General features: G+C 37.3%; 13 protein-coding genes. 8 read left to right on the plus strand and 5 right to left on the minus strand.

Features of this window, described 5'->3' with window-relative positions; translation table 11 throughout:
* Positions 1-78 precede the first annotated feature (78 nt).
* Positions 79-1,575, minus strand: coding sequence for an NAD(P)H-hydrate dehydratase (locus tag PGN18_RS01200; RefSeq protein WP_335317531.1), 1,497 nt, complete (start codon positions 1,573-1,575; stop codon positions 79-81).
* A 165-nt stretch (positions 1,576-1,740) separates the two neighbouring features.
* Between PGN18_RS01200 and yiaA the strand changes: the two genes are divergently transcribed.
* Positions 1,741-2,151 (plus strand): inner membrane protein YiaA, encoded by a 411-nt coding sequence (gene yiaA / locus PGN18_RS01205; protein ID WP_335317532.1) that lies wholly within the window; start codon positions 1,741-1,743, stop codon positions 2,149-2,151.
* A gap of 84 nt (positions 2,152-2,235) precedes the next feature.
* Here the strand turns inward: yiaA and PGN18_RS01210 are convergent, their stop codons facing one another.
* Positions 2,236-4,332: a M48 family metalloprotease gene (locus PGN18_RS01210; protein ID WP_335317533.1), complete on the minus strand. Its 2,097-nt coding sequence runs from the start codon at positions 4,330-4,332 to the stop codon at positions 2,236-2,238.
* A gap of 216 nt (positions 4,333-4,548) precedes the next feature.
* Here PGN18_RS01210 and PGN18_RS01215 point away from each other — a divergent pair, with 216 nt between their 5' ends.
* The 4 genes from PGN18_RS01215 (at position 4,549) to PGN18_RS01230 (ending at position 8,371) form a co-directional block, all read left to right on the plus strand.
* On the plus strand, positions 4,549-5,268 hold the full coding sequence (locus tag PGN18_RS01215; RefSeq protein ID WP_335317535.1) for a gamma-glutamyl-gamma-aminobutyrate hydrolase family protein: 720 nt from the start codon (positions 4,549-4,551) through the stop codon (positions 5,266-5,268).
* A gap of 74 nt (positions 5,269-5,342) precedes the next feature.
* Positions 5,343-5,732, plus strand: coding sequence for an STAS/SEC14 domain-containing protein (locus tag PGN18_RS01220; protein WP_335317537.1), 390 nt, complete (start codon positions 5,343-5,345; stop codon positions 5,730-5,732).
* Between the two features lie 218 nt (positions 5,733-5,950).
* Positions 5,951-7,900 (plus strand): beta-N-acetylhexosaminidase, encoded by a 1,950-nt coding sequence (locus tag PGN18_RS01225; RefSeq protein WP_335317538.1) that lies wholly within the window; start codon positions 5,951-5,953, stop codon positions 7,898-7,900.
* The gene (locus tag PGN18_RS01230) at positions 7,901-8,371 is read left to right on the plus strand and encodes a CYTH domain-containing protein (RefSeq protein ID WP_335317539.1); all 471 of its coding nucleotides are present in this window, start codon (positions 7,901-7,903) and stop codon (positions 8,369-8,371) included.
* 144 nt (positions 8,372-8,515) lie between these two features.
* Here PGN18_RS01230 and PGN18_RS01235 read toward each other — a convergent pair whose 3' ends face one another.
* The 3 genes from PGN18_RS01235 to PGN18_RS01245 form a co-directional block, all read right to left on the minus strand.
* Positions 8,516-9,484: an FKBP-type peptidyl-prolyl cis-trans isomerase gene (locus tag PGN18_RS01235; RefSeq protein ID WP_335317540.1), complete on the minus strand. Its 969-nt coding sequence runs from the start codon at positions 9,482-9,484 to the stop codon at positions 8,516-8,518.
* Positions 9,485-9,678: 194 nt separating this feature from the next.
* A complete protein-coding gene (locus tag PGN18_RS01240; RefSeq protein ID WP_335317541.1) occupies positions 9,679-10,668 on the minus strand; it encodes an FKBP-type peptidyl-prolyl cis-trans isomerase in 990 nt (329 codons plus the stop codon).
* 47 nt (positions 10,669-10,715) lie between these two features.
* On the minus strand, positions 10,716-11,726 hold the full coding sequence (locus PGN18_RS01245) for a DHH family phosphoesterase (RefSeq protein ID WP_335317542.1): 1,011 nt from the start codon (positions 11,724-11,726) through the stop codon (positions 10,716-10,718).
* Positions 11,727-11,975: 249 nt separating this feature from the next.
* Between PGN18_RS01245 and PGN18_RS01250 the strand changes: the two genes are divergently transcribed.
* The 3 genes from PGN18_RS01250 to PGN18_RS01260 all read left to right on the plus strand — a co-directional run bounded on the left by PGN18_RS01250 (position 11,976) and on the right by PGN18_RS01260 (position 13,834).
* A complete protein-coding gene (locus PGN18_RS01250; protein WP_090988166.1) occupies positions 11,976-12,395 on the plus strand; it encodes a nucleoside-diphosphate kinase in 420 nt (139 codons plus the stop codon).
* 134 nt (positions 12,396-12,529) lie between these two features.
* The gene (locus PGN18_RS01255; protein ID WP_335317545.1) at positions 12,530-13,300 is read left to right on the plus strand and encodes an FKBP-type peptidyl-prolyl cis-trans isomerase; all 771 of its coding nucleotides are present in this window, start codon (positions 12,530-12,532) and stop codon (positions 13,298-13,300) included.
* 357 nt (positions 13,301-13,657) lie between these two features.
* The gene (locus PGN18_RS01260) at positions 13,658-13,834 is read left to right on the plus strand and encodes a hypothetical protein (RefSeq protein WP_244155737.1); all 177 of its coding nucleotides are present in this window, start codon (positions 13,658-13,660) and stop codon (positions 13,832-13,834) included.
* Positions 13,835-13,929 lie beyond the last annotated feature (95 nt).

Below are 13,929 nucleotides of genomic sequence, written 5' to 3' on the forward strand. Positions count from 1 at the left end.
TTAACTAAAATATTCCTTTGAATTATAAACTATTAGCATAGAAGCTAATAAAGCTTTTTTAAATAAAATTGTATTAATCTATTTAGATATGAGTTTTTTAATCTCTTTTGGTATTCTTGTTGCAAGCTGCGATGCAGGAACCACAAATTGTTCCTCTGCTAAATAATCGCCTGCTCTGCCATGGATATAGCAGGCCAGAATAGCGGCATCTGCCGCCGGATATCCCTGTGCTTTAAAACTGGCAATCATGCCAGTAAGCACATCCCCCATCCCTCCTTGTGCCATGGCCGGATTACCTGTAGGGTTAATAAATATCTTACCTGTTGGTAAACAGATAAAAGTATATTGGTTTTTAAGCACGATAACTATTTTATGCTGCTTAGCCCATAATTTGGCACTCTGCACCCTATCCCACCAATTTTCATGCTCACCAAATAACCGATCGAACTCTTTCATATGTGGGGTGATCACAGTATTTGCAACAAGTTTATCGATCAAATCTGGTTTTTTGCCCAAAATGTTCAGCGCATCTGCATCAATGATGAGTGGCCGTTTTGCCATTATCAAACTTTCTAATAGTTTCTCATGATCAGGCTCGGTACCTAAGCCGGGACCAATAGCAATTGCCTGATATTTCTTTGGATCCTCTATCCTGGTGTATTCATCCCTTGGCAATGCCATTACCTCTGGTAATGTAGCGTTTAAGGCGGTTAATCCACTCCGTGGAATACATGCCGTGGTCAATCCTGCGCCAGTATGTAAACAAGCCATGGCAGAAAGTAAGGCTGCGCCCATGGTATTGCTGTTCCCTGCTATAATCAATGCATGACCATATGTGCCTTTATGACTGAACAATCTTCGGGGCTGTAGGATCTTTTCTATATCACGTGCTTCCAGTAAATAAAAATCTGATTCTTGCTTTTGGATAAAAACTTCATCCAGATCAATATCAACGGCTTCAAATTTTTCAGTCGCCATGGCCGACTCCGGAAAGAAAAAATTAATCTTTGGCCTTTGAAAGCAAATGGTTTTATAGGCTTTTATGCCATTATAATCTTTAGGTAATTTACCTTCAGTAAAAAAACCTGTAGGCACATCAACGGCATATACTTTTTTGTTCAGTTTGTTTATAACCTGTGCCAGCGCTTCAAAGTCTCCACTTAGTGGCTTATTCAATCCAGAACCCAAAATCGCATCAATGATGATATCGGCCTTCAGATTTTTTAGCTCTGCAGCCTTATTGATAATTGTTTTTTTACAGCGTGTTTCCTGCATCCGTTGCAGGTTAATTGCAAAATCATCGCTTTGCTTTTCCGTGAAGTTAACTATGTAAACTTTTAAATTATCATATCCGTTAGCAATAAGTAAGTGTGCGATAGCCAGTCCATCCCCTCCATTATTTCCCTTCCCGCAAAAGATCGCTATGCTTTTATTTGTATCGAACTCATTTCTTAAAAAGCATTGCACAAAGGCCCTGGCGGCTTTTTCCATCAAATCAATTGATGCAATAGGATTGTTGGTGATGGTAAAATGATCAGCACTGCGCATTTGGGCAGATGTAAGCAACGTTCGCATATGACTAAAATAAGAGTATACAGCTATAATACAAAAGATTGAATTTTGTTTGATTTTTGTGTCTGATGATAACAGATTTAAAACAATTTATAGCAATTGCTTTTTATTTTATACCTTTTACCCATCGTTAGCCTTGTCTGTCGAATTAAATTAAATCTCAAAACTATGAATCAAAAACCTTCAAATGCATTTATAGCAGCCTCCTGGATTGCCCTGGGCACTGGAATGATTGGCTTTATTGTGGGCCTGTGGCGTTCTGACATGCTCCTTAATGAAAAAGGATATTATTTTACCGTATTGATGTTTGGACTTTTCGCGGTAATTTCTTTGCAAAAAGCTGTTCGAGATAAACTGGAAGGCATCCCTGTAACAGAAATTTATTATGGCATCAGTTGGTTTTCTACTTTATTAACCATTACGTTATTGGTAATTGGTTTGTGGAACGCAACCTTGTTGCCTAGTGAAAAGGGGTTTTATGCCTTTGCTTTTTTACTCTCACTTTTTGGCGCCATAACAGTCCAAAAAAATACTAGGGACAGCCAGATCGCGCATAAAAACAAAGATCAGGATAACTAAAATAGCTAATGATACTCAAAAAATTAAAGCAGGCCTTATGAAAATTATTCATAAAGCCTGTTGCTTTTTTATTTACGGAAAAGACTAATCAGCAAGTAATTTATCGGTTTTACTTAGATGTATATTTGCCAATTCTATTTGAAAATCGAGTAATTTCTTTTTGGATTTAAAATTTGTAACATTAATAATCTTTACGAAAAACTGTATCGACTCAAAAAGTTCATCCACCTGAAGATTAAAATAGCTGCCACCTGCAAAGTACTTATAATCAGATGAGGTAAATTTTTCTATCAGTTTTTTATCTTCTTCATTTACCTGCTCACTGTACAAAGGGTTTGTGAGTAATTTTAGAAGTTCTTTTTTAAATTTAATTTCTTCATTCTTGACCAAATACATCTGTTGCTCAATCGTTTCAACAGCCGTACGTGTATGCATGAAAGATGTTACCTGCGCGATTTTATGATGACAATCATTCTGCCCTTCTAAAAGTGAATGGATGGCTTGATAGTTGCGATAAAAATTTATAAATTCTTCCTTTCGACCTTGCTCACAGGCAAGAGATAGAAAATACTCAAAAATCTGCATATCTAGTCTTTTCAGTTGATCTTCCAAATCTTTGGATTCACTTTCTAAGCGATTAATTAATTCCCGACAATCAGCCTGTGTGTATCTTTTTCCATCGTAATCAAAGGTTTTAACTTCAAAAGTTTTATCCTCAATCTGCTTAAGCAGATTTAAATCTTCATTAATACCATCATGGAGATATATCAAACTCAGATTTTCATCGCTAAAAAAATGATTAACCTCTAACGGGATAGTAAACGTAGTTTTTTCAAATGCACCAGCATCAAAATCGATTGGTGGATTTCTAAAATCAAAATAGCCGTTATACAGCTGATGGAATGCATTTTTTCGCTGATTTTCAAAAAAATCTTCCTCAAACTTACTAATATCTGAAATTACAGGTGTATCTCCATAATCTATTGCATCAAAAAGCTTTTTGGTAATCAGTTCAAGTACTTCATCTTTATTAACCAACAAATCTATCGCTATACCGGAGCCATAACTTTTCAACGGAAAATTCAGTTTCTTAAGATGCGTTACCCTATCTGAGGTACTTGGATGTGAAGACCATTGATCCTTCAAAACGAGTTTACTTTTATTGAATTTATTGTAATGCTCTTCTGACACTATTGGAAGATTATGCACTGTCCTGATCTGCTGAAGACTGGCATAAAAATCCATCACAAATTTTTGCTGTGGAAAAATGTTATTGGTTTTTTCCCTATCCTTAATTTTATCGTTATAATAATTAAATACATTGTTCAGCGAATAGTCGGCAAGTTGCAGACGGTGAAGAGCGGTAATTAACGCATCAGAACCAGCTACGCTTGCGGCAACCGTATCTGCATGAAATTCCATTTCCCTGGAAAGTGCCAAATGGTTCAGGTTAACAACATCGTAAATCTTTTTTAGTATAAACTGTATTCCAGTTGTTATTTTACCGGCTAAAACAACAAAAATCGCGAAGTAATTGCTCACATTTGCTATCTGTTGTGCAAAATGACTGTAACCTTCGTTATCGTAAAGTGTATTGTAAATGACTTGGTTAACATTATACACATAACTTCCGGTACGCATACTCTTTTGTGAAAAATGCCCAAATTCATGTGCAAGAATCGCCTTTAGCTCGTCTATCGATATTGTATTCATAAGCCCCAGGCCAATGTGCAGGTTTTTTCTTACCGGAAGAAACATGCTCCAGAAACTGGAATCATAGAATACAGAGGCATTAACGTCTGACGAAAAGTAAACCTTTTTAGGAAAATCAGTACCTACTGCGATAACAATTTCATCAATCATTTTAAAAAGCTCGGGTTGTTCTGCTTTTGTAACCTGTGTTAGGTGGGAACGGTCAATTTTGTTTACCTTAAATATGAACTTTACCAGAAAGATCAAAATCAACACTCCAAAACAAATCAATCCACCGCCAAGCATAATTGTAATTATCATCGGCTTGGCTACAATGAGCATGAGCCCGGCATACGCTGAAAGGACAGTTAAAACCACCGCGGCAGAGACCAACAGAAGGTAGGTTAGCACAAATAATAAAATAGCCATAATAGATTTACGGGCCATTTTCTTAAAATTTGCAGAAGGGTGGAGCGCGTTTTCGTACATAAAGATATTGTTTGGTAATGCAAGATAACAAAACTGGTAAATGCTCAAAAGCGCTTTAAAAAAATTAACAATAAATATCGCAATAAAGCCAAAAGGATAAATGATTCAAAAAAAATTAAATTGTTAATTTGAACCATGCACTTAAGGCAAAGTATTTTCATTTTAGAGGTAAATTTGTAATCTTGTAAATAGTGCAATAGAACGAATGTAACTGATATGGCTGATCAAATCATTATTGGCGTTACCGACTGTAGTAAATATGAAATTTACCGCGACTGGGTGTTATCTTACGATAAAGATGTAGCGGTAATCCAACTTGGATATAAGCTCGATAACTTCGACGAGATCAAAAAATGCGATGGTATTGTTTTAACTGGAGGTGAAGACGTACATCCACGATTTTATAACCAACCAGAATATTATCCTTACTGTTATGATGATGACGTAAGTGAAAAACGTGATGAATTTGAATTTAAGGTGTTAACCTATACCGAAGCCAATTCTATCCCCGTTTTAGGCATTTGCAGGGGTATTCAGGTTGGGAATGTGTTTTTTGGAGGCACTTTAATCCCAGACATCCCAACATGGGGTAAATTCGATCATTCTAAAATGCACGATAAATCAGACCGCTATCATGAGATTATGGTAAATCCCTCTTCCTGGTTAAGCCAGATTGTAAATACCGATAAGGGATTAGTAAACAGCAACCACCATCAAAGCACTGATAAAACAGGGAAAGGACTTGTGGTGAGTGCCATTTCTCCTGACGGGGTTACCGAAGCGATGGAACGAATCGAACCCAAAGGCAAATCCTTTCTATTGTTAGTACAATGGCATCCCGAGCGGTTGAAAGATCAGCAAGGCCCTTTTAGCAAAAATATACATGAGGCTTTTATTCGTGCTATTAAGACTAATCTAAAGAATGAAAGCGAATAGACTGAAAATAAATTGACATACTAATATCAAGGGATTTAATAAATAATAGGGCGATCATTTAAGGAAGTAATGAAATGAGAAGTGACAGCGACAATCAACTTATAGAAGGCGAAATTGCCGATTACTTACTAACGGATGAGGGCATCTTGATTTCATATAGTAAAAGCATTTTGCGTACTGTAGAAAATATTAAAGCCAATGTCGCACTGGTGAAGAAAATAACCAATAACAAAAAAGTTCCATTATTAATTTATTTAAAAAATTCTCCCGTACCAGATAAAGAAACCAGAAAATTTTCAACAGAACAATTGCCTCAAATTTATACGGCTATGGCCATGGTTTCAAAACCTAGTTTGGCGCAATTGATTATGAAGATTTTATTTAAGTTTCAAAATCCCCCCATCCCAATTAAATCGTTTGCGGATGATCAGAAAGCCATGGAATGGCTAAAGCGTTTTTTGTAAGTTAAGATGGCTTGATTATTTGTGAGACGATGACCTTATCAGTTAAGTCTTCGGCACCGCTCAGACTGACAAAGCTCCAGCCTAAGCCCCCACTCTGTGCTCTCTGCGTCTTTCTCTTTGACGCCTGTGGTTAAATTGAGAAAACAACACCCCCATTAAAATCTTTTTTAATAAATTGCGGATTATACTTATCCGGTCAACCCGATTTAATTATTTTAATGAAAAAATTATTCCTGATCATCTACTGCTGTTTTTTTGCAGCTACTATCTCCGCCCAGTCTATTGTTACAGAAACTGAAATTGGAGATGCTGAAAGTGAAGTTGCACAAACGCCAATTGCCATTATACCTGAACCTGTATCACTGGTAAAAAAGGCAGGTACATTTACTTTGCCTGAAAACGTAATTATACAGGCCGTAAAAAGTGCAGAGCTGAAGCAATGCATTAACTATCTGTCTGACCGGATCACTACCGCTACAGGTAAATTTGTGAGCACCGTAAGTAATTCGGCCCATCCTACCATTAAACTAATTTTAAACATGCAGGAAGATGCACAGTTGGGTAAAGAGGGCTACAAATTAAATGTTAACCCTACTCAGGTTGTCATCACGGCAAATCAGCCGGCTGGTATTTTTTACGGCGTTCAATCATTGCTGCAACTTTTTCCAGCGGAAATAGAAAGTAAAGAGCTGGTAAATGGCATCAAATGGAAAGCACCCTGCGTTGATGTAATAGATTATCCAAAATTAGGCTGGAGAGGTTTGATGTTCGATGTTGCCCGTCATTTTTTTACCAAACAGGAAGTAAAGCAATTTATTGATGGCATGGTACGCTATAAATTCAACCTTTTACACTTACATCTTGCAGATGATGAAGGTTGGAGGATTGAAATTAAAGGCTTGCCTAAATTAACCGAAATCGGCGCCTGGAGTGTTAAAAAAACAGGAACTTTTGGTGATTTTACACCACCTACGCCTGATGAGCCCCGAACTTATGGCGGATTTTACACTCAGGAGGACATTAAAGAACTCATTCAGTATGCACAGGAACGTTTTGTAAACATATTGCCCGAAATTGATGTTCCAGGACATAGTTTAGCCATTATTGCCTCATATCCAGAGTTATCATGTACGCCTGATGCGGTAAACTATAAGGTTCGCTCGGGCGAAAAAATAATGGATTGGAGTCGTGGTGCGCCACCAACGGCCTTGGTTGATAATACACTTTGCCCGGCCAATGAAAAGGTTTATGTTTTTTTAGATTCGGTAATTACCCAGGTAGCTAAACTTTTCCCTTTCGAATACATCCACATGGGTGGCGATGAAGCTCCGCATAATTTTTGGGAAAAGAATGATCAGGTTAAAGCTTTAATGGTTCGCGAAGGCTTAAAAACCATTCCACAAGTTCAGGCATATTTTGAGAAACGTGTTGAACAGATTGTGATTTCGAAAGGTAAAAAATTTATGGGTTGGGATGAAATTCTCGAAGGAGGTGTTTCCCCAACGGCTGCAGTGATGAGTTGGAGGGGAATGAAATATGGCATCCAGGCCGCTAACGACAAACATAATGTAGTGATGAGTCCGACTGATTTTGCCTATTTAGATTATATGCAGGCTGACGCCATTACCGAGCCAAAAGTGTATGCTTCGCTGAGGTTAAATAAGGCCTACCAATTTAATCCGGTTCCAGCAGGTGTAAACGCAAAGTATATTATTGGTGCACAGGCCAACCTTTGGACAGAGCAGATTTTTACATTCCGCCAGGTAGAATACATGCTTTACCCACGTGCATTTGCCATTGCCGAATCGATCTGGAGCCCGATTGAAAAGAAAAACTGGACAAATTTTGTCGATCGTACACAACAGCATTTCAAAAGATTGGATGTAGCAGAGATCAAATATTCACCCGCTATTTACGACCCGATTTTTACCGTTAAACGCAGCGCAGATAAACAGCTGATGGTAGACCTGACCACAGAAATAGATGGTCTGGACATTTATTATAGCTTTGACAATTCCACACCCGACCGTTTTTATCCGAAGTATACAGCTGCATTACCGGTACCTAAAGATGCCAGTATGCTACGCGTAATTACCTATCGTGGCAAACAGCCTATTGGAAGGTTGATCAGCATGCCTGTTGCAGATTTACAAAAAAGGGCAAGATAAATGGGAAAAGAAATAGAACGCAAGTTTTTAATCCACCAACCAAAGTGGGATAACCTGACTAAGCCAAAAGGAAAACTTTTAAGGCAGGGTTATCTGTTAACTGATCAAGCTAAAACGATACGCGTAAGGGCAACTGAAAATAAAGGCTTTTTAACCATAAAAGGTAAAACCATCGGTGCCACACGGTTAGAATATGAATATGAAATCCCAGTTAGTGAAGCCAGCGAATTATTGGATAACTTCTCAGTTTCCGAACTTTCAAAAACCCGTTACGAAATTGAATTTAACGGCAAGCTTTGGGAAGTGGATGTGTTTACGGGCGATAACGAAGGGTTGATCGTTGCCGAAATTGAACTGGAAAGAGAAGATGAAACTTTCGATCTACCAGACTGGATAGATAAAGAAGTTACCGAAGAAGAAAGATATTATAACGCCAATTTAACGGTTAGGCCTTTTAAGGATTGGATTTAGATTAAGACCTGGCAGCATTTAACCTGCTGTTGGAAATATTTTCTTGAATGATCTCCTTAATTCACAAAAAAAGAAGTCAAGTTTTAAAAACTTGACTTCTTTAAATAACCCCCGTAAGTTTTAAAACCTGCGAGAATTTATAAATTATTTCGCTGATGGTGCAGCCGTATTTGGCTTAATAATGCCCTTTAATTCTACATCAAATACCAATGGTGTAAATGGATTGATCGGTCCGCCGCCACTTTCACCAAAACCCAATTTTGAGGGCAAAATCATTTTGATCTTACCACCAACTCCAATCATCTGAATACCTTGGATTACGCCTTGCGGCAATTGGCCTAATGGTAAACCCCGAGGTACATATTGTACGTTTTCAGAGAAAATTCCAGCCTCTTTAGCAATTTTAGCATTTGAAGTATCAAAAACATTTAATGTTCCATTTGATTTTTTATTGGTAAACTGGCCAGTATAATCAATTAAAACTGTATCAGTTAAAGTTGCTCTTTCAGAGTTTCCAGAGGCATAAATAACATACTGCAAGCCAGACGGTGCGGTAGTTACCTTTAAATTGTTTTCCTCAACGTACTTAGCTATTTTGGCAGGTTCAACAGTTTTGTTTTTCTCATTTAATGCTTTGTATTCAGATTCAAAAAAGAGTCTTTTCTTGGCCTCAAAAATTGAGTCAGGATCCTTTCCTTTATGTAAAACCTTCTCAATTTTAATGGTAAAGGAAGCAATGTTCGACTTTAATCCTTTTGGTTTCGGTTGACCTGAATATTTCTCCATCGAATCCAGATTCAATTTAAAAACAGCACTATCCCCCTCACCTAGCAGTTTCAATCCAGAAGCCAGATCGCCTTTAAACATCGATTTACTAATAGCAAAGAAAGCCGGACGCTCATTATCGTAAGTATTCACCATTACCGAATCGGGATTGGTATTGGTTTCTACTGTTTGAACTCCATTCAGCTTTACATAATCGCCTTCCTGAATTTTTGGCTTACCTTCACTTTGATAGATCTTATAAGTCATATCTCCTTCACCCTTTTCAAACTTGTTACAAGCAGATAGGCCTGATGCTGCTGCCAAGAGAATAATTATTCCTTTTTTCATTTAATATTTTAATTAAAAAATTAGCCTATAATCCTTAAGGATAGCAGGCCACTTTATCTGATCATACAAAGATAGGCGATAATAAGTTTTTAAGAATCTTTGTCAGATATTATTTCTCGGTTAAACGTCAAAAAAATTGGTAAAAAAAAATCCTGCTTATTATAATAAGCAGGATTTAAAATATATTTTAAAAATTATTTTTTAACTGGAGCAGCCGTTACCGGAGCTGAAGTTGCCGGTTTTCCTTTGATGATATCTTTGATTTCCAGATCAAAAGCAATTGGGCTGAAAGGCATGATACCAACTTGTGGTGCACCTTGCTCGCCATAACCTAAGTTAGAAGGGATAATCACTTTAATTTTACCACCTTTACCAATTAACTGTAAAGCTTCAGTAAATCCTGGGATTGTACCGCCAACTGGCATTTTTTGAGGACCATAAGGCTTACCTGGTTTAAGTGTACCTTCAGCTTCATCCAGCTTTTTATCAGAGGTATCAAAGATTTTGTATTTACCATCTTTACCTTTTTTAGTTACTCTACCGGTATAATCAATTAATACGGTATCGCCTAAAGCTGGTTTTTCTGCACTTCCCGGTTTTTCGATAATGTAATGTAAACCACTTGCAGTTGTTTTGGTAGCCAGTTTAGTATCTTCTAAGTAAGCTTTTAATTTAGCGGGCTCGGCAGCTTTCTTTTTCTCAGAACTAGCTTTATAATCAGCCTGGAAAAACTCTTGTGCACGCTTGTTAAAAGTAGAATCAGCTTCTCCAGCTTTTTTCTTGATTACTTTTTCGATCTTAACCGTAAAAGTCAGATACTTATCATTCTTGAATTGCTCTGGTTTAGGTTGTTTACTATGAAATGCCATAGTATCTAAGTTTACTTTAAAAGTAGCGCTGTCACCTTCTCCAAACAATGTTAAAACATCGTTCATATCACCCGCGTACATTTTTTTCTGTGCAGGAAATAATGCAGGGTTTTCAGTTTCGAAAGTGTTTGCTAAAATCGAATCTTTATCATTTTTTTGAATATAATTCATTTTAACAATATCACCTTCTTTGATTTTTTCGTTACCTGCAGAGTGGTGAATGGTATATAGTAAGCCACCAGCTCCCTTTTTTTCTTGTTTACATGCTGCTAAACCTAAAGTGGCTGCTGCTAGAATAATAATTCCCTTTTTCATTTATTAATTTGACTTTTTAAAATTTTTATTGTTTTATTTCTTGTTTTCTAAGCGATCAATTGCTCTTGATATTCTGCTAATATCGATTTAAAGTCGTTTACTACATCGGCTAAAGATTTCTCTGATGCTCCACCGGCTGCGTTTCTGTGTCCACCACCGTTAAAATATTTCTTGCAAATTTCATTGGCCGGGAAATCACCAGTAGACCTTACCGATAATTTAACTTTATCGGTACGCTCTACAATTAGTGCTGCCAAGCGGATGCCGTTGATGGAAAGCGCATAGTTTACCACGCCTTCCGTATCGCCGGTAATGCTATGGTACTGTGCCAATTCCTCTTTAGTGACCGAAATAATGGCGGTGTTGTAATCTCTTAAAACCTCCAGTTTATTAGATAGGCAATAGCCTAAAAAACGCAATCGGTTTTCGCTGGAGTTATCGTATACCAATTCGTGTATTTTCGATTGATCAGCCCCCAGATCGATCAGATTCGCGGCAATACGGTAAACTTCAGCGGTTGCTGATGAGAAACGGAAAGACCCTGAATCGGTCATTATACCCGTATACAGGCAAGTTGCAACATCTTTATTAACCAGCCCACCATCCTGCAACTGATTAACAATAAAATCATAAACCAATTGTGCTGCAGCACAGGCATTGATATCCCAATGGCGGTAATCATCAAAATCTTCTGGTTCCAGATGATGATCGATCATGATCTTTTTCGCGCCAGCAGCCCTAACCAATTCGCCCAATTCATTAATACGGCTTAAGGTATTAAAATCGAGACAAAAGATAAGTGAGGCCTCATCCACAAGTTGAGCAGCCTTTTCTTGCGCTTCTGTAAAAATAATTACATCGCTATTATTTGGCATCCAATGCAAAAAAGTAGGGTAATCGGTTGGGGTAATTACCTTAACATGGTGGCCTTTCTGAATTAAATATCCATATAAACCCAGGGACGATCCCATCGCATCGCCATCAGGCTTGTGATGCGTAGTGATCACAATCCGTTGTGGCGTAGCCAATAATGTTTTTAATTCAGTTAGTGTAAGCATATATTTTGCGCTGCAAAGCTAAGTAAATTTAAAATAGGATTAATCAGGTTTTAAAGATTTTAGGAAGGGCATTGGCTTTAGCATTAAAGATATTTAAACAGGAATAAAAGATCAGCAGGATTATGAATCAAAAAAAGCCCTGATCAGTCACTTTCGCCTTGGCATCATCCACTTTCAACTGAAAAATAAGTTGTATTGGTTATTCGTCAATTAAAACGTATTTTTGCAGAAAATTGATATCAAAACACAATGAGTACTAACAGAACTTTCACCATGATTAAGCCTGATGCGGTTGCAAACGGCCATATCGGTTCAATCATCAACGACATTACTAATGCTGGTTTCAAAATCATTGCATTAAAATATACCAAACTTACACCAGAAACTGCTGGTCAGTTTTACGCGGTTCACGCTGAACGTCCTTTTTATAAAGATTTAGTAAGCTTTATGTCTTCCGGACCAATTGTTGCAGCTATTTTAGAAAAGGACAACGCAATCGAAGATTTCAGAAAATTAATAGGTGCTACTAACCCGGCTGAAGCTGCGGAAGGTACAATCCGTCAGAAATATGCAAAATCGATCGATGCAAATGCAGTTCATGGATCAGATTCTGATGAAAATGCAGAAATTGAAGGAAACTTTTTCTTCAAAGCCGACGAACGTTTCTAATTGTCAACACAAAAAATTTACAATAAAACCTCGAATATTCGGGGTTTTATTGTTTTATCTATTTTGTATCTTTCGGACTTAAATATAATCCATCATTTAAACCAGGTGGAATTAGTTACACCATAACACAAATAATGAAACGAATTTTCTTAGCGGTATGCTTATCTGGTATCGCTGTTGCATCTTATGCACAAACGAAAACAGCAGCAAAAAAAACTGTTGTTAAAAAACCAACCACAGCCAGTAAAAAATCAGTTCCTACAACTGGTTTAAAATTTGCTTTAGATTCTACCAGTTATGCTTTTGGTACTTCAATTGGTGCCAGTTTAAAAACAACCGGCCTTTCTACCTTAAATTACGAAGCATTGTTAAAAGGCCTGAAAGATACATTTACAGGCGGCAAGGTTTTATTAACCCAACAACAGGCCCAACAATGTATAAATGAAGCATTAGCAAAGGCATCATCAGTAAAAAACAAAGCTGAAGAAGCAGCAAATAAAATTAAATACGCACCAATTATGAAAGAAGGACAAGATTTCTTAGAACAGAACAAAAAACGTGCAGGCGTACAAACAACTGCGAGTGGCTTACAATACGAAGTTTTAACTGCTGGTACCGGCGTTAAACCACAAGCAACAGATTCGGTACTGGTACATTACAAAGGCACTTTATTAAATGGAAAACAATTTGACAGCTCTTACGACAGAGGTGAGCCAATTTCGTTCCCACTGAATCGTGTGATTCCAGGCTGGACAGAAGGTGTACAACTTATGCCAGCAGGTTCAAAATATAAATTTTTCATCCCTTACAACCTCGCATACGGCGAACGTGGCGCAGGAGCAGACATCCCTCCTTACAGCACTTTGATTTTTGAAGTAGAGTTGTTAAAGGTTAATGGGAAATAAATATAAATGGAAGGTGGAGGATGTGAAGTGAAAAATAAGGTGGACCATCTGAAATAAATTAATAAAAATCGTCATTTCACACAAGCTTATGCTGCCGAGATGACCATTTTTTTGAAAAACAATATGCTGTCGGCAATTACAGTTAGTTGTTGTGAAAACACTGTGCAGTCGGCTGTTACCAGCCGACTGTTTTTTTAAGTAAAATGATTTTTTTTAAAAAAAAAGGCCTTCTGATGTCATATGGAAACATCTGACATCACATGTAATGATGCTAAAACAAGTTTAGCAAGACGAATCCAGGAATTTATTAAAACTTTCTTGAGTATTCAATGTTAGCTATTACAAATTAACATGAATATGAAAAGAGCATTTCCTTTAGTACTGATTGCATTTTTATGCACCACCTTAAGCAGTTGTGAACTGGTAGAAGGTATATTTAAAGCCGGCGTTTGGGTAGGCGTAATTGTAGTGGTAGTGGTGGTTGCGCTGGTCATCTGGATTTTGTCCAAAATATTTGGCGGAGGCAGGAGTTAGTTTAGTCTTGAGTCCTAAGTCTAAAATCTTTAGTCGGGATTATCATCCCTATTAAAATATAAAGGGCAAAAGTTTGAAAAGTTTTGCCCTTTTTG

Origin of the sequence: Pedobacter terrae, assembly GCF_036946585.1 — a bacterium.
In the GTDB taxonomy this organism is placed as follows: Bacteria; Bacteroidota; Bacteroidia; order Sphingobacteriales; family Sphingobacteriaceae; genus Pedobacter; species Pedobacter terrae_C.